The following is a 22727-nucleotide window of genomic DNA, read 5'->3' as shown; positions in this document are numbered from 1 at the left end:
TGCAACCTGGATGAGACACCTGCTTACCGTGCCCTTAGCAGGGCCTAGACTCCCGTGCGTACAGATCGTCGAACACACTGCAACGAGGTCAGGGAGCGAGGGGCGGACGTGCCGGAACCGACCGTACGCCAGCTGTCGGCGGACTACTTCCACAGCTATTCGGTCGTCGGACTGCTCGCCGTGGTCGGCGTGCTCTTCGTCGCGGTGGCCTTCGGAGCCGGGCGGCTGCTGCGGCCCGTGGTCCCGACGCCGGAGAAACTGCTCACGTACGAGTGCGGGGTGGACCCCGTCGGCGAGGGCTGGGCGCACACGCAGGTGCGCTACTACGTCTACGCCTTCCTGTACGTGATCTTCGCCGTCGACTCGATCTTCCTCTTCCCGTGGGCGACGGTCTTCGCCGCCCCCGGATACGGCGCGGCCACGCTGGTCGAGATGTTCATCTTCCTCGGCTTCCTGGCCGTGGGACTGCTCTACGCATGGAAGAAGGGCGTCCTCGAATGGACGTGACGACTCCGGATCCCCAGTTCCTGCCCACGCCCACGGTGGCCGAAAACGGTTCCTCCAAGGGGCTCCCGGTGCAGGGGCAGCGCCTGGGCGTGCTCTCCCGGCTGGCCCCCGAGCCGATGAAGGTGGTCCTCAACTGGGGCCGCCGCTACAGCCTCTGGGTGTTCAACTTCGGACTCGCCTGCTGCGCCATCGAGTTCATCGCGGCCTCGATGGCCCGCCACGACTTCATCCGGCTCGGCGTGATCCCCTTCGCGCCCGGCCCGCGCCAGGCCGACCTCATGATCGTCTCGGGCACGGTGACCGACAAGATGGCACCGGCCGTGAAGCGCCTGTACGAGCAGATGCCCGAGCCGAAGTACGTCATCTCCTTCGGCGCCTGCTCCAACTGCGGCGGCCCGTACTGGGACTCGTACTCGGTGACCAAGGGCGTCGACCAGATCATCCCGGTCGATGTGTACGTCCCCGGCTGCCCGCCCCGCCCGGAAGCGCTCCTCCAGGGCATCCTCAAGCTCCAGGAGAAGATCGCCCGCGAGTCGCTCGGCGAGCGCTACAGCACGACGGCGACGACGGCGCAGCTGACCAGCGGCCTGGTCACGGCGCCTGCGCCGCCGGGTGGTTCGGGCGGTGGCGCCGCCTCCGCCGGTGGGCCGGGCGCGGACGCCTCGGCCGGTGGGGCCGGTGCGGCTGATGGATCCAGTGGGTCCGGTGGGTCCGGTGGGGCCACGGACGGCTCCGACGGCGACACGCCGACGCCGGGGGACGCGCAGTGACCACGACCGCGTACGACCGTCTGCCGGACGCCGTCACGGAGATCTTCGGCGAGGAGGCCACCGCCGAGGAGGCGTACGGCCTGCTCACGGTCGACGTCCCCGTCGGCTCCTGGATCGCCGCGCTGGAGATCGCGCGCGACAAGCTGGGCTGCACGTACTTCGACTGGCTGAGCGCGGTCGACGAGCCGGGCACCGGCTTCCGCGTCTGCGCCCACGTCGTCGCGCTTGAGGGCCGCCGGGTCCGCCGCCTGCTCGTCCGTACGACCGTGCCGCACACCGCACCCGTCCTCGCCTCCGCCGTGGACGTCTACGCGGGCGCGGCCTGGCACGAGCGCGAGACCCACGAGATGTTCGGCGTGGACTTCGAGGGCCACCCCAACCTGATCCCCCTGCTTCTCCCCGAGGGCTTCGAAGGCCACCCGCTGCGCAAGGACTTCGTCCTCGCGGCGCGGGTCGCCAAGGCGTGGCCGGGTGCGAAGGAGCCGGGGGAGTCGGACCACGGCGGCCCCAAGCGCCGCCAGATGCTCCCGCCGGGCGTGCCGGACCCCAACGAGTGGGGCCCGCTGAAGGGCCAACTCCCCCCGGCCCCCGCCCGCACCCCCCGAGCGGCGGGCGACCGCCCGGCCCGCACCCCCCGAGCCGCAGGCGACCGCCCGGTCCGCCGCACCCGCACGGTCGCGGAGGGCTCGGCGTCCCAGGCGACCCCGGGGGCGGGGACTCAGGGGGCGGCGGAAGGCGCGCCCGCTCCGGCCGCCCCGGAAGCCACGACTCGGCCGGTGGCGGACGCCCCCACCCCGTCTCCGCGCCGCACGCGCAGCGCGTCGGACGGGTCCGCGTCCCAGACCCCGGACGCCGGTGCGTCGGCCGCACCGGAAGCCACTCCGCCGCGCACCCCGCGTCGCAGCCGCAGCGCCGCCGACGGCTCGGCCTCGCAGGCGCAGCCGTCCACGCGCCCGGAAGCCACTCCGCCGCCGCGCACCCGCAGCACGGACGCCCCCTGGAACAACCCCCGCCCGGCGTTCGACGAGCCCCCGGCCACCCCGGGGCCGCCGGACACCGAGGCCGAGGCGGGCACGGTGCCAGAGGCCGAACCGGCCCACCCCGTCGGCCCGGCGGAGCCGCCCGCATCCGAGCCGCCCGCATCCGAGCCGCCCGCATCCGAGTCGGCCGCATCCGAGCCGCCCGCATCCGAGTCGCCCGCGCCCGAGTCGGCCGCGCCCGAGTCCGAGCGCGCGCCCGAGTCCGACAGCAGGGCCAAGCCCGAGCCCGAGACCGGGGCTGAGCCCGAGACCGAGGCTGAGGCCCAGCCCGGGCCCGAGGCCAAGCCCACGGCCGACCCCGACGACCACGACAACCCCGCCGGAGGCGAAACCGCGTGAACGACGCAACTGACGTCGCCCTCCGGCTCCTCGTCGTCTTCGCCGTGTTCATGGTCCTGCCCCTCGTCATCGGGCAGACCGAGCACAAGGTCATGGCTCATATGCAGGGCCGCCTCGGCCCGATGTACGCCGGCGGCTTCCACGGCTGGGCCCAGCTCGTCGCGGACGGTGTGAAGTTCGCGCAGAAGGAGGACGTGGTCCCGGCCGACGCCGACCGCCGCGTCTTCCAGCTCGCCCCCGCCGTCGCCCTGCTCCCGTACCTCCTCGTCCTGGTGGCGATCCCCGTCGGCCCGAGCGAGGGCGCGGTCGGCCAGGTGGTCGACGCGGGCATCTTCTTCGTGCTCGCCGTCATGGGCGTCGGCGTGCTCGGCTCGCTGATGGCGGGCTGGGCCTCGGCCAACAAGTTCTCCCTCCTCGGCGGACTGCGCACCGCCGCCCAGCTCCTCGCGTACGAGCTGCCGATGCTGCTCGCCGCCGCCTCCGTGGCGATGGCGGCCGGTACGGTCTCCCTGCCCGGCATCCTCAACGCCTTCGAGTGGTGGTGGCTGCCCTGGCAGATCGTCGGCGCCCTGGTCTTCTTCGTGGCCGGTCTCGCCGAACTCCAGCGCCCGCCCTTCGACATGCCCGTAGCCGACTCCGAGATCATCTTCGGCGCGTACACCGAGTACACGGGCCTGCGCTTCGCCCTCTTCCTGCTCGCCGAGTACGCCGGGATCGTCGTCCTCTGCGGCCTCACCACCGTCCTGTTCCTGGGCGGCTGGCACGGCCCCTTCGGCGCCGACGGGCTCGGCTGGGTGTGGACGCTCCTCAAGACCGCGGTCCTCGCCTTCATCGTCATCTGGCTGCGTGTCAGCTACCCCCGGCTCCGCGAGGACCAGTTGCAGAAACTCGCCTGGACCACGCTCATTCCTCTCGCTCTCGCGCAGATCGCGCTCACCGGCATCGTGAAGGTGGCGATCAGCTGATGGCTGCAAACCCCGCGAACGCCGCGAACACCGCGGACCTCGCGCCCGCCCGCTCCCGCTTCCCCGGCTCCGGCCTGGCCAAGGGCCTGGCCGTGACGCTCCGCACGATGACCAAGAAGACCGTCACCGCGCAGTACCCGGACGTCCAGCCCGAACTCCCGCCCCGCAGCCGGGGCGTGATCGGTCTGTTCGAGGAGAACTGCACGGTCTGCATGCTCTGCGCCCGCGAGTGCCCCGACTGGTGCATCTACATCGACTCCCACAAGGAGACGATCCCGGCGGCGGTCGAAGGCGGCCGCGAGCGCAGCCGCAACGTCCTCGACCGCTTCGCCATCGACTTCTCGCTCTGCATGTACTGCGGTATCTGCATCGAGGTGTGTCCTTTCGACGCGCTGTTCTGGTCGCCCGAGTTCGAGTACGCGGAGACGGACATCCACGAACTCACCCACGAGCGCGACAAGCTCCGCGACTGGATGTGGACCGTCCCGGCCCCGCCCGCGCTCGACCCGGCGGCGGAGGAGCCGAAGGAGGTCGCCTCGGCCCGCAAGACCGCGGAGAAGCTCGCCGCCGCAGCCGAGGCCGCCGCGACCGCCGAGGCCGCGGCCTCCATCGGGACAGCCCCGTCCGCCGAGGCCGCCACCGAGGCGAGCGCGACCACGGAGGCGACCGCCCCCGAGCCCGAGGCCAACAACCCCAAGGCCGCTGAGCCCAAGGCCAACGAGCCCGAGGAGGGCCAGGCATGATGCTCCTCGCGCAGGGTCCGCACACCGTGCACCACGGCTTTCTCTCCCCGACCGGGGTCGAGATCGCGTTCCTCCTCGTCGGCGCCGTGACCTTCGGCGCGGCCGTCCTCACGGTCACGACGAAGCAGCTGGTGCACGCCGCCCTCTGGCTCGTCGTGGCGCTCGGCGGCATCGCCGTCGAGTACCTCCTGCTCACCGCCGAGTTCATCGCCTGGGTGCAGGTCCTCATCTATGTCGGTTCCGTGGTGGTCCTCCTCCTGTTCGGACTGATGCTGACCAGGGCCCCGATCGGCCGCTCCCCGGACGCCGACTCGGGCAACCGCTGGGCCGCCCTCGCCGTCGCCCTCGCCGCGGCCGGCTCGCTGCTCTGGGTCGTTCTGGACGCCTTCCGTACGACCTGGATCAACGTCGACGGCCCCGGCCAGGGCTCGACCAAGGTCACCGGCTCGATCCTGTTCCGGCACTGGGTGCTGCCGTTCGAAGCGCTCTCCGTCCTCCTTCTCGCCGCACTCGTCGGCGCGATCGTCATGTCCCGCAAGGGCGGTGCCGACGACGGCCCCAGAGACAGGGAGCAGCGCTGATGCACCTCATCTATCCGGCAGGGCTCGCCGTCCTCCTCTTCTGCACCGGTGTGTACGGAGTGCTCGCGCGCCGCAACGCGATCCTGGTCCTGATGTCCGTCGAGCTGATGCTCAACGCCGTCAACCTCAACCTCGTCGCCTGCGACGTATGGCTGCGCGACACCCTCCACGCCGGCCAGGCGCTCACCCTGTTCACCATCGCCATCGCCGCCGCCGAGATCGGCATCGGCCTGGCGATCGTGCTGGCCGTGTACCGCAACCGCGGCACCGCGGACATCGACAAGCTCCGCGACACGGCCGAGGGCTCCGGCCCCGACGACCCCGCCGCCCCGGCACAGAAGGCTGAGGCCGCCGCGTGACCACCACGACCCTCGCCGTCCTCGTCCCCCTCCTTCCGTTCCTGGGCGCCGCGGCCGGACTGCTGTTCGGCCGCACCGCTCCCGGTTACGTACGCCCCCTGGCCGTGCTGCCGACCCTGGCCGCGTTCGTCCTGGCCGTCGTCGTCGCCGTGGACCAGGGCGGCGGCAAGTCGATCGACGCCTCCCGGCGGCTCACCCCGACCGGATCCGTGCCGATCGACCTGGCCCTGCACCTCGACGGCTTCGCCGTCCTCGTCGCCGTCCTGGTCGGCCTGGTGGCGACCTGCGTGCAGCTGTACTCCACCGGGTACCTGCGCGACGACCCGCGCTACCCCTCGTACGCCGCTCTCGTCTCCCTCTTCACCTCCGCGATGCTGCTCGTCGTCTACTCCGGCGACCTGATGGTGCTGCTGGTCGGCTGGGAGATCATGGGCATCTGCTCGTACTTCCTGGTCGGCCACTACTGGGAGACCCCCGAGGCGCGTGCCGCCTCGCTGAAGGCCTTCCTGGTCACCAAGCTCGGTGACGTCCCCTTCCTGATCGGTCTGTTCGCGCTGGCCACGGACGCCGGAACGTTCCGCATCACCGGGGTCGTCCAGGCCGCCCTCACCGGCGGCATTGACCACCCCACGCTTATCGCCCTGCTGCTCCTGGCCGGTGTGGCGGGCAAGTCAGCGCAGTTCCCGCTGCACACCTGGCTGCCCGACGCGATGGCTGGCCCGACCCCCGTCTCCGCGCTGATCCACGCCGCGACGATGGTCGCCGCCGGTATCTACTTCGTGGCCCGGCTCCTCCCCGTCTTCGCGGCCTCCGCCGCCGCTCTGACCGTGCTCGCCGTGATGGCCGCCGTCACGATGGTCGGCTCGGCGCTCGCCGCCCTCGCGCAGGACGACATCAAGCGCGTCCTCGCCTACTCGACCATCGGTCAGCTCGGCTATATGTCGGGCGCCCTGGCCGTCGGCGACCGTGGCGCCGCCGTCTTCCACCTCCTCTCGCACGGCGCCTTCAAGGCGCTGCTGTTCCTCGCGGCCGGCGTGATCATCCACGCCGCCGGCACCAACTCCCTGGCCGCCATGTCCCGTATGGACGGCCTCGCCAAGCGCATCCCCGACGCGTACTGGACGATGACCGTCGCCCTGCTCGCGCTCGCCGCGATCCCTCCCTTCGCCGGCTTCTTCTCCAAGGAAGCCGTCCTGTCGGCCGCCGAGCACACCGCCGTCGGCGACAGCACGGTCGCCCCGGAGGCCACCGGCTGGATCGTGCTGCTCGCCGGTCTGCTGACCGCCCTGCTCACCGCCGCGTACGCCACCCGCCTGTGGCTGATGGCCTTCCGGGGCAAGGGCTCACCGGCCCCGGACCACGGCCGCCAGCCCTTCGCCATGAACGCCGTGCTCTGGGTCCTGGCGATTCCGTCGCTCGCGTTCGGCCTCACCACCGGCTACCTCGACGACTGGTTCGACGGCCACGCGCTCACCCCGGCCCTGACCACGTCGGTCCTGTCGACCGGCGTCGCCGTGGTCGGCGGGCTCATCACGTACGCCACCTGGCGGCACACCAGCACCCTGGCCGCCCGCACTCCGATCGGCGCGGTCGCCGCCCACCCGGAGGCGGACGGAGGGCTCGTCGAGGAAGAGGCCATCGCCAGCCACACCCCGGTGTACGGCGACATCGCCTCGGCGTGCGACCCGGCCGACCCGGGACGGCTGCTGCTCGGCCCGCTGCACCGCCACGCGGCCACCGGCTTCCACCTCGACGCGGTCTACCGGACGCTGTTCGTCCGCCCCGTGCTCGCCGCCGCCGCGCTGGTCCGCTTCCTGGACCGCGAGGTCGTCGACACCTACGTACAGGGCGCGGGCGCCCTTCCCCGCTGGCTGGGCGCGGCCGTCCGCAAGGCCCAGACCGGCAATGTGCAGACCTATCTCAGCGCGCTGCTCGCCGGCTCCGCCGTCCTGGCGCTCGTCGCCGTCGTCCTTGCCAACGTCAACGCCGGATCGTGAGCCGTGATTGATATCAGCGCGTCCGTGATGCAGTTCCTTCTCGCGTTCATCGTGGTCGGCCCGCTCCTCGGCGCGGGCGCGGCGCTCCTGCCCGCCCCGCCCGGACTGAAGGGGAAGTCCCCCGACCAGGCCGTGCTCCGCCACGGCGTGACGGTAACCGGCGCGATCCTGCTCGCGGCGATCGTCCTCGCGCTCGGCTTCGACCGCGACCACGCGTCGACGATGCAGGCCACGACGGACATCAAGTGGATCCCCACGCTGAACGTGCGCATCCACCTCGGCATCGACGGCATCTCACTCCCCCTTCTCGTCCTGACCGCGCTGCTGACCTTCCTGTGCGCGCTGTACAGCTACTTCAAGATGCCCGCGGGCCCGTCCCCGAAGGCGTTCGTCGCTCTCCTGCTCGTCCTGGAGTCCGGCACCCTCGCCACCTTCGCCGTCCTCGACCTGCTGCTCTTCTTCCTCGCGTTCGAGATGGTGCTCATCCCGATGTACTTCCTCATCGCCCGCTGGGGCGGTGAGCAACGGCAGGCCGCCGCCTGGAAGTTCATCCTCTACACCCTGCTCGGTTCCGTGGTCATGCTGCTCGGCCTGCTGCTGATCGGGCTGAAGACCGGCACCTTCGACATGGTGGCACTCGCCACTGACAACGGCCGGGGGATGACCACATCCGTGCAGGTCATCGCCGTTTTGGCGATCGGGATCGGGCTCGCCGTGAAGACCCCGATGTGGCCGCTGCACAGCTGGCTCCCGGACGCCCACACCGCCGCGCCGACGGTCGGTTCGGTGCTGCTGGCCGGCGTGCTGCTGAAGATGGGTACGTACGGGTTCGTCCGGATCGTGCTGCCCATCGCCCCCGATGGAATGCACCGGTTCGCCCCGTATCTGGCGGCGTTCGCGGTGGCCGGGATCATCTACGGATCGCTGGCCTGCCTGGCCTTGGCCAAGCGCGGCAGCAAGGGCGACCTGAAGCGCCTCATCGCGTACTCCTCCGTCGGCCACATGGGCTTCGTGCTCCTCGGCATCGCGAGCATGACCCCCACCGGCGTCAACGGCGCGCTCTTCGCGAACATCGCCCACGGCCTCATCACCGGCCTGCTCTTCTTCCTGGTCGGAGCCCTCAAGGACCGGTACGGCACGGCCGACCTGGACACCCTCTCCGGCGCGACCGGCGCCGCGCTCTACGGCCGGGCCCCGCGCCTGGGCGGCCTGATCGCCTTCGCGGCCGTCGCCTCGCTCGGGCTGCCGGGCCTTGCCGGGTTCTGGGGCGAGATGCTGTCGATGTTCGGCGCGTTCAAGCCCGCCGACGGTCTGAGCCGCCCCGCGTTCGTCACCTTCATGTCGATCGCGGCCGTCGGCACGCTGCTCACCGCCGCGTATCTGCTCGTCGTGGTGCGCCGCGTCTGCATGGGCACACCGGACAGCCGGCCGCGGGAGCCGCGGCTCGTCGACGTCCAGGGGTACGAAGTCGCCTCCTGGAGCCCGCTCGTCGCCCTCACCGTCCTCGCCGGCCTCTGGCCCGCGGTCCTCCTCGGCCTCACCGATCCGGCCGTCCACAAGCTCCTCGCAGGAGGCAAGTCGTGACCGTGGCCGCCGCAAGCGCCGCATCCGTCACCGGCGCCGCAGGCGTCGTCCAGTCCGTCGACTGGGTCGCGATCGCCCCGCCGGTGATCACCGCGGCCGTCGCGCTGATCGTGCTGGTCGCCGACCTGTTCGTGCCCAAGAGCCGCAAGCCGCTGCTCGGCTGGGGCGCGGTCGCCGGGCTCGTCGCCGCGCTGCTCTTCCTGATCCCGCTGCACAAGTCGACGCGCTCGACCTTCTGCCTCACCACCAACCCCGAGGCGTGCAGCTACACCGTCGACCGCTTCACGCTGGTGCTCCAGTTCGTCGTGCTCGGCGGCGCCCTGCTGACCGCGCTGCTGTCGATGACGGAGACCAAGGAGAAGCTGCCCGCCGGCGAGTTCTGGTTCCTGCTGCTGTCCTCGGCGGCCGGCGCCGCCCTGCTGCCCGCCTCACGCGACCTGGCCACCTTGGTGGTCGCCCTGGAGGTCGCCTCGCTGCCGGCCTTCGCGCTCGTCGGCCTCAAGAGGGGCGACCGGCTGTCCTCCGAGGCGGCCCTGAAGTTCTTCCTCTCCTCGGTGACCGCGACCGCCGTGATGCTCCTCGGCGTCAGCTTCGTGTACGCGGCCACGGGCACCCTGCACCTCAACGAGATCGCCAACCGCCTCGCCGACGTGCCCCACCAGTTGGACACGCTCGCCCAGACGGGCGTCGCACTCACCCTGGTCGGCTTCGCCTTCAAGACGGCCGCCGTGCCCTTCCACTTCTGGGTACCCGACACCTACGTAGGCGCGCCGCTGCCCGTCGCCGCCTACTTGTCGGTGGTCGGCAAGGCGGTCGGCTTCTCCGGCCTCATTCTGGTGACCGTCATCGCCTTCCCGGCCTACGCGGACGTGTGGGGCCCGGCCCTCGCGGTCGTCGCGGCCCTGACGATGACCATCGGCAACGTGGCGGCGCTGCGGCAGTCGGCCACGCGCGCGTACAGCGCGATCCGGCTGCTGGCCTGGTCCTCGGTGGGCCAGGCCGGCTACCTCCTCGTACCGATCGCGGCGGCCGCCTACTCCAGCGACGCCCAGGTCGGCGCCACCGTGGCGTACGCCCTGATGTACGCCGTCGTGAACCTCGGCGCGTTCGCGGTGGCCGCGCTCGTCGCCCGTACGCGGCCGCTGAACCGGGTCGCCGACTACCGCGGTCTGTACGCCGAGCGGCCGTTCGCCGCGCTCGCGCTGGGCTTCTTCCTGCTCTGCCTGGCCGGTCTGCCGCCGGGCATCATCGGCCTGTTCGCCAAGGTCACCGTCTTCTCGGCCGCGGTGGACGCGGGCCTCGGCTGGCTCGCGGTCGTCATGGCGCTGAACGTCGTGATCGCCCTGTACTACTACCTGCGGTGGACGGCGGTGCTGTTCCGCTCGCCGGAGGCGGTTGAGGCCGAAGGGGTCGAGGGCGCCGAAGAGGCGGCTGTGGCACCCGCCACGCGCGCGGTGCGCCACGCCGTCCCGGCTCCGCTCACCGTCGCCATCGTGCTGACGGCCGTCGCGGGCATCGCCCTGTCGGGCATGCCCCAGGTGGCCCTGCACTTCGCGTCGATCAGCCTGTTCTGAGCGCCCGCTACCGAACATCCGCCTCTGAGCGCTCTTTCCGAGCACCCGGTCGGTCTCTTACGAGGGGCCGACTACGCCGATCGGCCCCTCCCTACGCGCCGGGTTTGAACTCGGGCACCCGAACAAGGCACTGTCGTACGCGCGTACGCGTATGCACGCGTGCCCGGACGCCGACGGCGTCCGTACGGGCAGCCGGACATGATCAAGGAGCGACAGCAGTGCTGAGCGGGTTCAAGGACTTCATCCTTCGCGGGAACATCGTGACGATGGCCGTCGGTCTGGCCGTCGGATCGGCGTTCACCGCCGTGGTCACCGGCTTCAGCACCGCGTTCATCACCCCGCTCATCGGCCTCGCCACCCGCTCCAGCGGTGACTTCACCACGGCGACGTTCAAGGTCCAGGGCGTGGAATTTCCCTATGGGAAATTCATCAGCGCCGCCATCGCCTTCCTGATCACCGCCGCGGTGCTCTACTTCCTCGTCGTCGTCCCGATGATGAAGGTCCAGGCGCGGCTCGACCGCGACAAGCCGGTCGACATCAAGGCCGCCCTGCGCGACTGCCCCCGCTGCTACACCCAGGTGCCCGGCATCGCCACCCGCTGCGCGCACTGCACCAGCGAGCTGGAGCCCGACCCGAAGGCCCTGGAACTGGCGGGACTGCCCGCACAGCGCTGACACCACCCGGACGGCGCAGCCGCCCCTCCGGCGCGCACAAGGGAACCAGCGCCGCCCGTCTGGCGTTGACCAGTACGGGAGCGTCCACTGGAAAGTGGAAGGACCATCAGGCAAAGGGTTCCCCTGCCGCACCATTTGGAGGGCGTACCGTGCACCGCCGGCACAACGGGTTGAGGACTGCCGTTCTTCTCGGAGGACTGTCCGCGCTCATCATCGTCATCGGCAGCTTCTTCGGGCGTACGGGGCTGATCGTCGCGCTGCTCGTGGCGCTCGGCACCAACGCCTACGCGTACTGGAACAGCGACAAACTGGCACTGCGGGCCATGCGCGCCCGGCCGGTCAGTGAATTCGAGGCCCCGGCGCTCTACCGGATGGTCCGCGAGCTCTCGACCGCCGCGCGCCAGCCCATGCCGCGCCTGTACATCTCGCCGACCCAGGCGCCGAACGCCTTCGCGACCGGCCGCAACCCGCGCAACGCGGCGGTGTGCTGCACCGAGGGGATCCTGCAGATCCTCGACGAGCGCGAGCTGCGCGGGGTGATCGGCCATGAGCTGAGCCATGTCTACAACCGCGACATCCTGATCTCGTCGGTCGCCGGAGCGCTCGCCTCCGTGATCATGTTCCTGGTGAACTTCGCCTGGCTGATCCCGATCGGCCGCTCCGACGACGACGAAGGCCCGGGCATCGTCGGCATGCTCCTGATCATGATCCTGGGGCCGCTCGCGGCGTCCGTCATCCAGCTGGCGATCAGCCGCTCGCGCGAGTACGAGGCGGACGCGTCCGGCGCCCAGCTCACCGGTGACCCGCTGGCCCTGGCGAGCGCCCTGCGCAAGCTCGACGCGGGCACTCAGCAGCTCCCGCTGCCGCCCGAGCCCCGGATCGAGACCGCGAGCCACATGATGATCGCCAATCCCTTCCGTCCGGGCCAGGGTGTCTCCAAGATGTTCTCGACACACCCGCCGATGGCGGAGCGCATCGCCCGACTCGAACAGATGGCAGGCCGCCCGTGAAGACAATCCTCAACGTCATTTGGCTGGTGCTGTGCGGCTTCTGGATGTTCCTGGGCTACATGCTCGCGGGCGTTCTGCTGTGCGTCACGATCATCGGCATCCCGTTCGGCCTGGCCGCCTTCCGCATCGGGCTGTACGCGCTCTGGCCGTTCGGCTACACGGTCGTGGAGCGGCGCGACGCGGGCGCCGCGTCCTGCATCGGCAATGTGCTCTGGCTGATCCTCGCGGGCTGGTGGCTGGCCCTCGGCCACATCGTCACGGGCTTCATACTGTGCATCACGATCATCGGAATCCCGCTGGGCATCGCGAACTTCAAGCTGATCCCGGTCTCGCTGCTCCCGCTGGGCAAGCAGATCGTGCCGACGGACCGGCCGTTCTACCAGTAGCCGGGCCGGTGGCCTGCCAGTGACCGGCCCGGTCGGCACCCGGTCACCGTCCGGTCGGCGGCCACGAGTTATCCACAGGCTGGGGCGGCTCGGGACCGGATGTCGGCGACGTGGTCCACCATGGAGCCATGACCGAGAACGAGAGGACGTCCCGGCCGTTCCCTGCGGGGTGCCACGGCCGGATACGTGGAGCGCACCGAATATGAATATGAGGCCGCGGCTCGCCGTGTGACGGCCGTGTGACGGATGGTTCGCAGGCGCCCGGGCCGACCGCCCGACCGGTGGGCCCGCATGTGCTACCCCGGCCGGGTCGGGCGCCCGGCCGATGGGCCTGCGTCGACCACGCCGACCGGGGTCACGTCGCCTCAGCGTCGCCGCACGGCGTACGCGACCGCCCCCACGGCCAGCACCGCGCTGCCCGCCACCACCGACGACGGCGGCAGCGCGAAGGCCAGAAGCAGGCATCCGGCAAGACCGCAGGCCGGCAGCAGGCGCCCGCCACGGCCCGAACCGAGCGTCCAGGCCGACGCGTTGGCGATCGCGTAATAGACCAGCACGCCGAACGACGAGAAGCCGATCGCGCCGCGCAGATCGGCCGTGGCCGCCAGCACCGCGACGACCGTGCCCACCGCGACCTCCGCCCGGTGCGGCACCCGGAACCGGGGGTGCACGGCGGCCAGCGCGCCCGGCAGATGGCCGTCCCGGGCCATCGCGAGCACCGTGCGCGAAACGCCCAGAACGAGTGCGAGCAGGGATCCGAGCGCCGCGACCGCCGCCCCCGCCCGCACCACCGGCACCAGCGCGGGCCCGCCCGCCGCCCGTACCGCGTCGGCGAGCGGCGCCGTCGCCCGACCCAGCCCATCCGCGCCCAGAACGGAAAGGACAGCGACCGAGACACCGACATAGACGACCAGCGCGATGCCCAGCGCCAGGGGAACGGCGCGCGGGATCGTCCGGGCCGGATCGCGCACCTCCTCACCGAGCGTCGCGATCCGGGCGTACCCGGCGAAGGCGAAGAACAGCAGCCCCGCCGCCTGGAGCAGCCCCGCGCCACCCCCGGACAGCCCGACGGCCAGGTGCCCGGCACCGGGCGAGCCCAGACAGACCGCGACCACTACGGCGAGGACTGCGAGCACCACCGCCACGATCGCCCGCGTCAGCCACGCCGACTTCTGAACACCCCCGTAATTCACGGCCGTCAGCACCACGACGGCCGCGACCGCCACCAGCCGCGCCTGCCCCGGCCAGACATAGGCGCCCACGGTCAGAGCCATCGCCGCACACGAGGAGGTCTTGCCGACGACGAAGCCCCAGCCCGCCAGATAGCCCCAGAACGGCCCCAGCCGCTCCCGCCCGTACACATAGGTGCCACCGGACGCGGGATAGTGCGCGGCGAGCCGCGCCGAGGACATGGCGTTGCAGTACGCCACGGCCCCGGCCAGCGCCAGGGCGGCCAGCAGCCCGGTCCCGGCCGCACCGGCCGCCGGGGCGAGCGCGGCGAAAATACCGGCACCGACCATCGAGCCGAGGCCGATGACCACGGCGTCGAACACGCCGAGAGTGCGGCGCAGCTCCTGTGTCATGGGCCGCACCTTAATCACCTGCGCAACCGCGCAAGGGACACGGAACGTCTTCCGGAACGACACCACATGAAAGGCAGGTTCAGGACATGGGCATCGTCAGTTGGATCATCCTTGGCCTGCTCGCCGGAGCGATCGCCAAGATTCTGCTCCCCGGGCGCGATCCGGGCGGCCTGATCGGTACGACCGTCATAGGCATAGCGGGCGCGTTCGTCGGCGGCTGGATCTCGTCGCGCTGGCTGGACCGACCGATCGCCAACCACTTCTACGACGGCGCCACTTGGGCGGCGGCCATCGGCGGCTCGCTCGTGCTGCTGATCGTCTACCGGATACTTTTCGGCAACTCGCGCGAGCGCCGCTGACTCGCGCGAGCGCCGCTGAGGCTGCTGACCCGCTTGACCCGCTTCGGCTCGCCTCTCAGCTCAGGCCGGTCTCGCGGAGAGTCAGGTTGAGCCGGCCGGTGGGCAGGCCGGTGGCCGGACCGCCCGTGCCCGGCAGGACCTTCGGTACACCGTGGTAGGCGAAGCGCGAGGGGCCGCCGAAGACGAAGAGGTCGCCCGACGCCAGCTCCACGTCGGTGTACGGGCAGCCCCGGTCCTCGGTGTTGCCGAACCGGAAGACGCAGCTGTCGCCGATGCTCAGGGAGACCACGGGCGCGCCGGAACGCTCGTCCTTGTCCTGGTGCATGCCCATCCGCGCGTCGCCGTCGTAGAAGTTGACCAGCGCGGTGTCGGGGGAGTAGCTGTCCCCGGCGGCGGGGTCGTCGTACGCGTCGGCCAGCGCGGCGCGTCCCAGTGCGGTGAGCCAGTCGGGGAACTCGGCGACGCGCAGGCCGTTCACGTCGTCGGCGGTGCGGGTGTAGCGGTAGGGCTGCCAGTGCCATCCGACGCACACCGTCTGCACGGACATGACACCGCCGCCCGGCAGCCGCGTGTGCCGGATGGGTACGGGCCCGCGCGCCCACTCCCGGCAAGCCGCCACCAGCTCGCGCTGGCGGTCCGGCGGGAGCCACCCCGGCACATGCACGGCACCGGGCGAGACGACCGTGCGCGGCCGGGGGAACAACGCGTCGCTCACCCGACAGTGAGTCCGCCGACAGCGCGCCCGCCGTCGGTGACCGCTGCGCCTTCGAGCCGCAGCAGCTGCTCCTTGCGCTCCAGCCCGCCCGCGTAACCCTTGAGGGTGCCGTCGGCGCCGATGACGCGGTGGCAGGGGCGTACGACCAGCAGGGGGTTGCGCCCGATGGCCGTGCCGATCGCGCGCACCTTCACCGAGGAGGCGCCGAGGCGCCGGGCGATCTCCCCGTACGAGGTAGTGGCCCCGTACGGGATCGCGTCGAGCTCCTCCCAGACCTGCCGCTGGAAGTCGGTGCCCGCGCCGGGCGCGTACGGGATGTCGAAGCGGGTCAGCTCACCGGCGAAGTACGCCCGCAGCTGGCGGACGATCTCCTCGAAGGCCTCCGGCGCCCGCCGCCAGCCGTCCCGGACGGCCGCGCCGCCCTTCTGGCCGGGCATGGACAGCGAGACCAGCGCGGTCCCGCCCGTCACGGCCGGGTCCTCCTCACCGACGAGCAGCAGTTCGCCCAGGGGGCTGTCGAGGGTCGCGTAGACGGTCATCGCACGTTCCTTTCCTCGCGTACGAGATCGAGTCTGCGACCCCCGCCCGTGCCGTGCTGGCGGAAATCGGACAGCGTGTCCGAGGGGTCAGCGGTAGTTCACGAACTGCAGCGCGAAGTCGAAGTCCTGGCCCTTGAGCAGGGCCTGGACGGCCTGGAGGTCGTCGCGGCTCTTGGAGGTGACACGCAGCTCCTCGCCCTGGACCTGGGCCTTGACGCCCTTGGGGCCCTCGTCACGGATGACCTTGGCGACCTTCTTGGCGTTCTCCTGGGAGATGCCCTCCTGGATGGAGGCGAAGATCTTGTACTCCTTGCCGGACAGCTGCGGCTCGCCGGCGTCCAGCGCCTTGAGCGAGATCCCGCGCTTGACCAGCTTGGACTGGAAGACGTCGAGGATCGCGGTGACGCGGTCCTCGGAGTTGGCCTCCATCAGGATCTTCTCGCCGGACCAGGCGATCGACGCGCCCACGTTCTTGAAGTCGTAGCGCTGCGAGATCTCCTTCGCGGCCTGGTTGAGGGCGTTGTCGACCTCCTGCCGCTCGACCTTCGAGACGATGTCGAAACTGGAGTCGGCCATGTCCTGTGGCTCCTTGTATCGGGTGCGTGGGGGTACGGCCTGGCTGCCGGACCTACTGCCCCAAAGCCTAGCCACCCGTGCCCGCGCGAAGCGCTGATCAATCGGGTGGCGAAGCACCCCTGGGCATCAGGTATCGTTTACGTCGTTGCCAGGGAGCGCCGCGAAAGCGGTGATCCACACGGCGACATCCCATGGCGGTGTGCCCGAGTGGCCAATGGGAGCGGACTGTAAATCCGTCGGCTTAGCCTACCCAGGTTCGAATCCTGGCGCCGCCACGCGATGTGAGACCCCTGTTGATCTGCGGAAACGCAGCTCGGCGGGGGTCTTCTCGTTGCCCGCCCGAGATCTTTCGAGACGAATCGAAAGTGGGTGACCTGTCTCACATGGCCCCCTGCTGGTCAACCCGGAGGGGTGCCGTGGCGGGCGGCCGGGTCAGGTGATCGGGAACAGCATCTGTTCGGGCCTGGCCGAGCAGACCCAGGCCGCGGTGTCGTCCGCCACGGCGGCAGACATCGGGTGAGGGTGCCCTGGGCACGGCGGCGATGCCTGGCCGTGTGTCAGCTCGATGACCCAGTCCTGGAGTCGGTCGGCCAGGTGCACGAGAGCTTCGACGGGCTCCATGTCCGGTGGCAGGTGGACCCGCGTCGATTCGTCAGCGGCGGCAACCAGGACGTGGAGACCGTGATCCAGGGGCGGCTCGTCGTCGAGTGGCCCCGGATGCACGGTAAGCCCGGAGCTGTAAGCCCCCGGGGAGAAGGGCGGAGTGCTGGGATGCCCGTATTCCCCTGTGGCGGCTGTGGAGTCGTATCCAACGGTCACGACCGTGATCTCGCACTGGCCCAGCAGGCCGAGGCGGTTCACGATCGCCTCGGCCTGACGGGTCACCAGCTCAGTGGAATGCATGCGGGAATTATCCGCGAACCGGGACGAGGCCGCCCGCGAAGGTGAGCGTGCCGCGGCCGGGATGGCCACCGATGTTGACGGAGAAGGCCTCTGTCGCCGGAGGGGCCCAGCAGCCGTAACTGGTTTTCCAGTCCGGCAGGTGTTCGAGGCCATGCGCGTCCTCGGGGTGGATGACGATGTTGTTGCGCGGTTCCGCGGACATCAGCAGCCCCCGTTCGTCCGACTGCCAGTTGCCACGTCGCTGGGCGGGGCCGCCCTCGTGCTCGTCCGGGTGCGGCGTGTAGGGGGCGCCCCATGGCTCGGGTTCGATCATGGAGACGGTTGCAGCTGCCGGGTGCCCCCTGGCCGGTCCCGGGCGTCCAGCGCCCTCAGTTGCCCGCCACGTCCTTGACCGCGACCATCACCGGGACCGAGCCGCTGATCACTTCCAGGGTCAGGCCTGACGTGGCGGGGGTGTCGACCAGTTCGGCCAGTACGGCGGCCACGTCGTCCCGGGGGATCGGGCCGCGGCCCGTCGCGGCGGCGAGGGTGACCAGGCCCGTGCCGGCGTCGTTGGTGAGCATTCCCGGGCGCAGGATCGTCCAGTCGAGGCCGGGGCGGGACCGTACCGCCTCGTCGGCCGAGCCCTTCGCGCGCAGATACGCGTCGAAGACGTCGTCGCCCTCGTGGCGCGGGTCGGCGCCCATCGAGGAGACGACCACGTAGCGGCGTACGCCCGCGCGTTCCGCCGCGTCGGCGAACAGGACCGCCGCCGCGCGGTCCACCGTCTCCTTGCGGGCCGCGTCGCTGCCCGGGCCCGCGCCCGCCGCGAACACCGCCGCGTCCGCGCCCTCCAGGGCCGCCGCGACCTCGTCGACGGACGCCGACTCCAGATCGAGTACGACCGGCTCGGCGCCCGCTTTGCGCAGGTCGTCCGCCTGCTCGCGGTTGCGGATGATGCCCGCGACCTCGTCGCCGCGCGCCGCCAGCAGCCGTTCCAGCCGCAGCGCGATCTGACCATGGCCTCCTGCGATGACAATGCGCATGCTCACGACCGTACGCCGGTGAGCCGCCTCGCGCGCCCCCGCGAGCGGCCGCGTGGGGGCGCGTGGGGGCGATGGGAGCCATGGGTGCCGTCCGGAGCCCGCCGCACCCGCACCGTCACCCAGTCGGCAGCGCGAACCTCACGGCCCCCCGTCCGCCCGCCCCTGCCGGGGCAGGTCCAGGGCCACCGCCGCCGCCGAGTCGCAGTACTCCCGTACCGCGCTCGTGCGGGCTACCACCCGGCCGCGGTGGATCACGATGCGGCTGTACGCGAGGGACAGGACGCCCGCGATGCGTTCGCCGCGTACGGCCAGGAGTTCCGCCGGGAAACCGGCCTCCACGCGGACCTCGGCCAGGCCCATCGCCTCCCGGGCCGCCGTGCTCACCGCGCCGTACGCGTCCTCGGGGCGCAGGCCCGCCTGCGACGCGAGCAGGTACGCGGCCTCCAGCGGGTCGCCCCGGCCCACCGGGTTGGAGATGTCGCGCAGGGCGCCGCTACCCGCCGCTACCCGTACGCCCGCCGCCCGCAACATCCGTACCGGAGGCGTTCCCTGACGGTCCGTCATGCCGCAGACACCCTGCGGCAGGCACACCACCGTGACGCCCGCCGCCGCGAGTTGGTCCGCCGCGCGCGCAACCGCCTCGCGGGGCAGGCGGGACAGGCCCGCGCACGGGCCGATCGCCACGCCGGGGCGCAGTCCGCCGCTCATCGCGGCCAGCCGGGCCAGGCGTGCCGGGTCGTCCCCGTCGGTGTGCAGGTCGACCGAGCAGCCGTGCTCGGCGGCGACCTCCAGGACCGCCTCCGTGTACCCGGCCGGGTCGGGGTCGAGATCCGGACACCCGCCGACCACCGACGCGCCCATCTTCACCGCGTCCCGCAGCATCGCGAGCCCGTCCGCTCCCGCCACGCCCGTCAGCAGCCGGGGCACCGCCACCACGCTCAGCTCGGCGAGCCCCCGCAGCGACCTGCGGGTCTGCAGCGCGGCCTCCAGCGGCTCAAGACCCCGTACGTCGTCGATGCGTACGTGCGAGCGCAGCGCGGTCGCGCCGTGGCCCAACTGGAGCAGCGCGGCCTCGGTCGCGCGGCGCTGGACGTCCTCCGCCGCGTACGAGACCGGCCCCTCGGGGCCGAACGCGGTCAGCGCCGTGTCGCCGTGCGCGTGCGGCTCGGCGGGGGCGGGGAGCAGCAGGAAGCCGCCCAGGTCGACCCGGGAGAGGTGGGCGGCGAGGCTGCCCGCCGTACCGACGGCCTCGATGCGGCCGCCGCCGAGCCGGACGTCCACGGTCCGGCCGTCGGCGAGCCGGGCGCCGGAGAGCAGGAGCGTGGCGGCGGCCTCGGCGGGGCCGTCCCCGGTGCCGGGCGAGTGGGCCGGCTGCGACTGGCTGTCGGACATCGCGCTCCAGGTGGTCCTCGGGCCCCGCGGGGCTTCAGGGCAAGATCACGCAGCGTGACCCGAGCCTAGGGGCGAGCCCCGCGCGCATCGAGGAGGAGCGAAATAGTCGTACCGGTGTGGGCACGAGTGGCCTACGGGACGGGTGGGGCGGGATGGGGTCGCGGGGCGATCGACGGGAGGCGCCCCAGGGGGCGGGAGCCGGAGGCCGGGGGGGGGGTGTGCCCAGCCTTACGGCCTGGGGCGAGCCCGGGATGCGCTGACACGCCGCGCTCGGGGTGCGCCCACGCGCCGTGTCCGGGATGCGCTCACGCGCCGCGCTCGGGGTGCGCCCACGCGCCGTGTCCGGGCGGGCCCACGGGTCGGGCCGGGTCCGGAGCTCGCCTGAGCCGCCGCGTTCGCGGTACGCACACGCCGCGCTCGGGTGCGTCCACGCGCCGTGTCCGGGGCGCGCTCACACGCCGCGCTCGGGGTGCGCTCACGCGCCGGTTCCGGGGCCCGCCCACACCGCCGCGCTCACGGTGCGCCCACGCGCAGGATCCCCGCCCGCCGTCCCCGACCCGTCTCCCCGCTCCGGCGTCCACCCACCCCCTCGCCCACCCGCCCCACCAGCCCCAAGAGCCGCCCCACCCGCCCCGTGAGCCGCACCCGCCCCCTTCGGGGGCCGCCTCCGCGGCGGGCCCCTCAACGTCGCGGCTCGGCCCGCCCAGCGGCCCGGCGAAACGGATTTGGGCGATCGGCGACCGACCGTGTAATGTCTTCATCGCTCGCCCCAATAGCTCAGTCGGTAGAGCGTCTCCATGGTAAGGAGAAGGTCTACGGTTCGATTCCGTATTGGGGCTCTGGTGAGAGGGTCCCCGCCCACAAGCGGGGACTTGATCATCAAAGCGGTGTAGCTCAGTCGGTAGAGCAAGCGGCTCATAATCGCTGTGTCACCGGTTCAAGTCCGGTCACCGCTACTCCAAGTAGCACCAGTAGCCGATTGTGGGGTCGGTCTCCCGATCGGCTACTCTTTTATGCGTTCATCCGTCTATCCGTCCGTCAAGGAGCACTCACGTGGCTGCCACCGACGTCCGCCCGAAGATCACGCTGGCCTGCGTGGAGTGCAAGGAGCGGAACTACATCACCAAGAAGAACCGGCGTAACAACCCGGACCGCCTTGAGATGAAGAAGCACTGCCCGCGCTGCAACTCGCACACCGCGCACCGCGAGACCCGCTAATCACGGGTCAAGCATTCAGGCTCGTACGAGAGGCCGTTCCCTGTACCGGGGAGCGGCCTCTCGTCGTTCGTGCGGGAGCCGCTCCCGCAAGCTCCCACAAGCGGTGACGTTCAGCACATCCCTACGCGATATCACTACGCGACATCCCTACGCAGGGTCCCTACAGCAGGAGGTTGTGAGCCCATGGCGCTCGACCAGTCCTTCGTGGGGCGGACCTATCCGCCCACCGCGCCGTACGAGGTCGGCCGGGAGAAGATCCGCGAATTCGCCGAGGCCGTGGGGGACGCCAACCCCGCGTACACCGACCCGGAGGCCGCCAAGGCGCTCGGGCACCCGGACGTGATCGCGCCGCCGACCTTCGTGTTCGCCATCACATTCCAGGCGGCGGGCGTCGTGGTCCAGGACCCGCAGCTCGGCCTGGACTACAGCCGGGTCGTGCACGGCGACCAGAAGTTCGCGTACCGGCGTCCGGTGCGGGCGGGGGACCGGCTCACCGTGAGCCAGACCATCGAGGCGGTGAAGTCGCTCGCGGGCAACGACATCGTCGACATCCGCGGCGAGGTCCACGACGAGGCGGGCGAGCACGTCGTGACCGCCTGGATCAAGCTCGTGTCCCGCGCGGCCGAGGGGGAGTGACGATGACCGCCAAGATCCGTTACGAGGACGTCGAGGTCGGCACCGAGCTGCCCGCGCAGTCCTTCCCCGTGACACGCGACACACTCGTCCGGTACGCCGGTGCCTCGGGTGACTTCAACCCGATCCACTGGAACGAGAAGTTCGCCAAGGAGGTCGGGCTGCCGGACGTCATCGCGCACGGCATGTTCACCATGGCCTCCGCGATCCGTGTGGTCACCGACTGGGCCGGCGACCCGGCGGCGGTCGTCGAGTACGGGGTCCGCTTCACCAAGCCGGTCGTCGTGCCGAACGACGGCACGGGCGCGCTCATCGAGGTCAGCGCCAAGGTCGCGGCCAAGCTGGACGACGAGGCGCGTACGGTCCGGGTCGACCTCACCGCGATGAGCGCGGGCCAGAAGGTCCTGGGCATGTCGCGCGCGGTGGTCGCGCTCGCCTGACCGGAGTACGAGAAGTACGAGAGTAAGCACAGCGGCCGTCGGGGAGCCCCGGCGGCCGCTTTCGTTGTCCCGTACGACTCCTACGGGACGACTCGTCCGTACCGCTTGACGAAGTTAGTTATTAACCACTAACTTTAAATCCATGGTCAGGATGAGCGCGGAAGAGAGGCGCGAGAGCGTCGTGCGGGCGGCGATGAGTGAGTTCGCTCACCGCGGCTACTACGGAACGTCCACCGAGGCGATCGCCAAGCGGGTGGGTGTCTCGCAGCCCTATCTGTTCCGGCTCTTCCCGAACAAGCCCGCGATCTTCCTCGCCGCGACGCACCGCTGCATGGAGGACACGGTCAAGATGTTCGCCGAGGCGTCCGAGGGGCTGCACGGCGAAGAGGCGGTGCACGCGATGGCCAGCGCGTACACGCAGGTCATCGCCGACGAGCCGGAGCGGCTGCTCATGCAGATGCAGGTCTACGTGGCGGTCGCCGCTGCCGAGGCGGCGGGGGACCACACCTTCGGCGAGGCCGTCCGGCGCGAGTGGATGGAGCTGTGGGACACGGTGAGCATCCCGCTGGAGGGCTACGAGGACACCACCACGTTCCTGGCCTTCGGCATGCTCATCAACACCCTGGTGGCGATGGGGTTCCCGCCCGAGCACCGGGTCTGGACGGATGTCTATCCGTCCGCGCGGATCAAGGGCCCGCGGGAGAAGTAGCTCCGGGGGCGGCACGGGGCGGCACCGGCAAGGGGCTCGCGACGGCGATGTTCCGGCGCACACCCGCGGCCGTGAAAGTTAGTAATGCATAACTAACCAACAGGGG

The 22727-nt window shown here is 71.3% G+C and carries 26 protein-coding genes and 3 tRNA genes; 21 read left to right on the top strand and 8 right to left on the bottom strand.

Annotated features, from left to right (window positions below; translation table 11 throughout):
- Positions 1-108: 108 nt before the first annotated feature.
- The 13 genes from ACGFRG_RS28700 (at position 109) to ACGFRG_RS28640 (ending at position 12529) form a co-directional block, all read left to right on the top strand.
- Positions 109-507 (top strand): NADH-quinone oxidoreductase subunit A, encoded by a 399-nt coding sequence (locus ACGFRG_RS28700; protein WP_361433619.1) that lies wholly within the window; start codon positions 109-111, stop codon positions 505-507.
- On the top strand, positions 498-1277 hold the full coding sequence (locus tag ACGFRG_RS28695; protein WP_393268515.1) for an NADH-quinone oxidoreductase subunit B: 780 nt from the start codon (positions 498-500) through the stop codon (positions 1275-1277). The genes ACGFRG_RS28700 and ACGFRG_RS28695 overlap by 10 nt, the downstream gene beginning before the upstream one ends.
- Complete coding sequence (locus tag ACGFRG_RS28690; RefSeq protein ID WP_393268513.1) at positions 1274-2656, top strand: NADH-quinone oxidoreductase subunit C; 1383 nt, start codon at positions 1274-1276, stop codon at positions 2654-2656. Before ACGFRG_RS28695 ends, ACGFRG_RS28690 begins: the two co-directional genes overlap by 4 nt.
- On the top strand, positions 2653-3621 hold the full coding sequence (locus ACGFRG_RS28685; protein WP_361433612.1) for a complex I subunit 1 family protein: 969 nt from the start codon (positions 2653-2655) through the stop codon (positions 3619-3621). The genes ACGFRG_RS28690 and ACGFRG_RS28685 overlap by 4 nt, the downstream gene beginning before the upstream one ends.
- Positions 3622-3728: 107 nt before the next feature.
- Positions 3729-4364, top strand: a complete 636-nt coding sequence (locus ACGFRG_RS28680; protein ID WP_361433628.1) for a 4Fe-4S binding protein — start codon at positions 3729-3731, stop codon at positions 4362-4364.
- Positions 4361-4945, top strand: coding sequence for an NADH-quinone oxidoreductase subunit J (locus ACGFRG_RS28675; protein WP_361433610.1), 585 nt, complete (start codon positions 4361-4363; stop codon positions 4943-4945). The genes ACGFRG_RS28680 and ACGFRG_RS28675 overlap by 4 nt, the downstream gene beginning before the upstream one ends.
- Complete coding sequence (nuoK, locus tag ACGFRG_RS28670; protein ID WP_393268510.1) at positions 4945-5304, top strand: NADH-quinone oxidoreductase subunit NuoK; 360 nt, start codon at positions 4945-4947, stop codon at positions 5302-5304. The genes ACGFRG_RS28675 and nuoK overlap by 1 nt, the downstream gene beginning before the upstream one ends.
- Positions 5301-7301: an NADH-quinone oxidoreductase subunit L gene (locus ACGFRG_RS28665; protein WP_393268507.1), complete on the top strand. Its 2001-nt coding sequence runs from the start codon at positions 5301-5303 to the stop codon at positions 7299-7301. Before nuoK ends, ACGFRG_RS28665 begins: the two co-directional genes overlap by 4 nt.
- A gap of 27 nt (positions 7302-7328) precedes the next feature.
- Positions 7329-8885 carry a NuoM family protein gene (locus ACGFRG_RS28660; protein ID WP_393268542.1) on the top strand — a complete coding sequence of 519 codons (1557 nt, stop codon included), beginning with the start codon at positions 7329-7331 and terminating at the stop codon, positions 8883-8885.
- On the top strand, positions 8882-10459 hold the full coding sequence (locus tag ACGFRG_RS28655; RefSeq protein ID WP_361433606.1) for an NADH-quinone oxidoreductase subunit N: 1578 nt from the start codon (positions 8882-8884) through the stop codon (positions 10457-10459). The genes ACGFRG_RS28660 and ACGFRG_RS28655 overlap by 4 nt, the downstream gene beginning before the upstream one ends.
- Before the next feature lie 218 nt (positions 10460-10677).
- Positions 10678-11133: an MscL family protein gene (locus ACGFRG_RS28650; RefSeq protein WP_361433603.1), complete on the top strand. Its 456-nt coding sequence runs from the start codon at positions 10678-10680 to the stop codon at positions 11131-11133.
- A gap of 149 nt (positions 11134-11282) precedes the next feature.
- Complete coding sequence (gene htpX, locus ACGFRG_RS28645; RefSeq protein WP_361433601.1) at positions 11283-12143, top strand: zinc metalloprotease HtpX; 861 nt, start codon at positions 11283-11285, stop codon at positions 12141-12143.
- The gene (locus ACGFRG_RS28640) at positions 12140-12529 is read left to right on the top strand and encodes a YccF domain-containing protein (protein WP_393268503.1); all 390 of its coding nucleotides are present in this window, start codon (positions 12140-12142) and stop codon (positions 12527-12529) included. Before htpX ends, ACGFRG_RS28640 begins: the two co-directional genes overlap by 4 nt.
- Positions 12530-12894: 365 nt before the next feature.
- Here ACGFRG_RS28640 and ACGFRG_RS28635 read toward each other — a convergent pair whose 3' ends face one another.
- Positions 12895-14112 carry an amino acid permease gene (locus ACGFRG_RS28635; RefSeq protein WP_361433597.1) on the bottom strand — a complete coding sequence of 406 codons (1218 nt, stop codon included), beginning with the start codon at positions 14110-14112 and terminating at the stop codon, positions 12895-12897.
- A gap of 86 nt (positions 14113-14198) precedes the next feature.
- Between ACGFRG_RS28635 and ACGFRG_RS28630 the strand changes: the two genes are divergently transcribed.
- Positions 14199-14471, top strand: coding sequence for a GlsB/YeaQ/YmgE family stress response membrane protein (locus ACGFRG_RS28630; protein ID WP_361433595.1), 273 nt, complete (start codon positions 14199-14201; stop codon positions 14469-14471).
- Positions 14472-14526: 55 nt separating this feature from the next.
- On the opposite strand, the gene ACGFRG_RS28625 is transcribed toward ACGFRG_RS28630, so the two are convergent.
- From ACGFRG_RS28625 to ACGFRG_RS28615, 3 genes are all read right to left on the bottom strand, one after another.
- Positions 14527-15186 (bottom strand): alpha-ketoglutarate-dependent dioxygenase AlkB family protein, encoded by a 660-nt coding sequence (locus tag ACGFRG_RS28625; protein ID WP_393268499.1) that lies wholly within the window; start codon positions 15184-15186, stop codon positions 14527-14529.
- Entirely contained in the window at positions 15183-15725 is a 543-nt protein-coding gene (locus ACGFRG_RS28620; RefSeq protein ID WP_361433591.1) for a methylated-DNA--[protein]-cysteine S-methyltransferase, read from the bottom strand. Before ACGFRG_RS28620 ends, ACGFRG_RS28625 begins: the two co-directional genes overlap by 4 nt.
- 87 nt (positions 15726-15812) lie before the next feature.
- Positions 15813-16301 carry a YajQ family cyclic di-GMP-binding protein gene (locus ACGFRG_RS28615; RefSeq protein ID WP_361433588.1) on the bottom strand — a complete coding sequence of 163 codons (489 nt, stop codon included), beginning with the start codon at positions 16299-16301 and terminating at the stop codon, positions 15813-15815.
- Positions 16302-16494: 193 nt separating this feature from the next.
- On the opposite strand from ACGFRG_RS28615, the gene ACGFRG_RS28610 reads away from it, so the two are divergent.
- Positions 16495-16576: transfer RNA gene (locus tag ACGFRG_RS28610), tRNA-Tyr, on the top strand.
- Positions 16577-16733: 157 nt separating this feature from the next.
- On the opposite strand, the gene ACGFRG_RS28605 is transcribed toward ACGFRG_RS28610, so the two are convergent.
- The 4 genes from ACGFRG_RS28605 to ACGFRG_RS28590 all read right to left on the bottom strand — a co-directional run bounded on the left by ACGFRG_RS28605 (position 16734) and on the right by ACGFRG_RS28590 (position 19621).
- Complete coding sequence (locus ACGFRG_RS28605) at positions 16734-17204, bottom strand: hypothetical protein (RefSeq protein ID WP_361433587.1); 471 nt, start codon at positions 17202-17204, stop codon at positions 16734-16736.
- Positions 17205-17211: 7 nt separating this feature from the next.
- Positions 17212-17517 (bottom strand): hypothetical protein, encoded by a 306-nt coding sequence (locus ACGFRG_RS28600; RefSeq protein ID WP_393268494.1) that lies wholly within the window; start codon positions 17515-17517, stop codon positions 17212-17214.
- Positions 17518-17572: 55 nt separating this feature from the next.
- A complete protein-coding gene (locus ACGFRG_RS28595; protein WP_361433585.1) occupies positions 17573-18229 on the bottom strand; it encodes an SDR family oxidoreductase in 657 nt (218 codons plus the stop codon).
- 138 nt (positions 18230-18367) lie between these two features.
- Positions 18368-19621 (bottom strand): amidohydrolase family protein, encoded by a 1254-nt coding sequence (locus tag ACGFRG_RS28590; RefSeq protein ID WP_361433582.1) that lies wholly within the window; start codon positions 19619-19621, stop codon positions 18368-18370.
- Between the two features lie 766 nt (positions 19622-20387).
- On the opposite strand from ACGFRG_RS28590, the gene ACGFRG_RS28585 reads away from it, so the two are divergent.
- The 6 genes from ACGFRG_RS28585 to ACGFRG_RS28560 all read left to right on the top strand — a co-directional run bounded on the left by ACGFRG_RS28585 (position 20388) and on the right by ACGFRG_RS28560 (position 22621).
- Positions 20388-20460: transfer RNA gene (locus tag ACGFRG_RS28585), tRNA-Thr, on the top strand.
- 44 nt (positions 20461-20504) lie between these two features.
- Positions 20505-20577: transfer RNA gene (locus ACGFRG_RS28580), tRNA-Met, on the top strand.
- 97 nt (positions 20578-20674) lie between these two features.
- Complete coding sequence (gene rpmG / locus ACGFRG_RS28575) at positions 20675-20839, top strand: 50S ribosomal protein L33 (protein WP_003956487.1); 165 nt, start codon at positions 20675-20677, stop codon at positions 20837-20839.
- Positions 20840-21022: 183 nt separating this feature from the next.
- Entirely contained in the window at positions 21023-21475 is a 453-nt protein-coding gene (locus ACGFRG_RS28570) for a MaoC family dehydratase N-terminal domain-containing protein (RefSeq protein ID WP_361430741.1), read from the top strand.
- A 2-nt stretch (positions 21476-21477) separates the two neighbouring features.
- Positions 21478-21912 carry a MaoC family dehydratase gene (locus tag ACGFRG_RS28565; protein WP_361430742.1) on the top strand — a complete coding sequence of 145 codons (435 nt, stop codon included), beginning with the start codon at positions 21478-21480 and terminating at the stop codon, positions 21910-21912.
- 142 nt (positions 21913-22054) lie between these two features.
- Positions 22055-22621 carry a TetR/AcrR family transcriptional regulator gene (locus ACGFRG_RS28560; protein ID WP_393268489.1) on the top strand — a complete coding sequence of 189 codons (567 nt, stop codon included), beginning with the start codon at positions 22055-22057 and terminating at the stop codon, positions 22619-22621.
- Positions 22622-22727: the final 106 nt, after the last annotated feature.

This window comes from Streptomyces sp. NPDC048696, assembly GCF_043198895.1.
Taxonomy (GTDB): Bacteria; Actinomycetota; Actinomycetes; order Streptomycetales; family Streptomycetaceae; genus Streptomyces.
The sequence above is the reverse complement of the archived record's forward strand: the minus strand, read 5'-3'. Positions and strand labels throughout refer to the sequence as shown.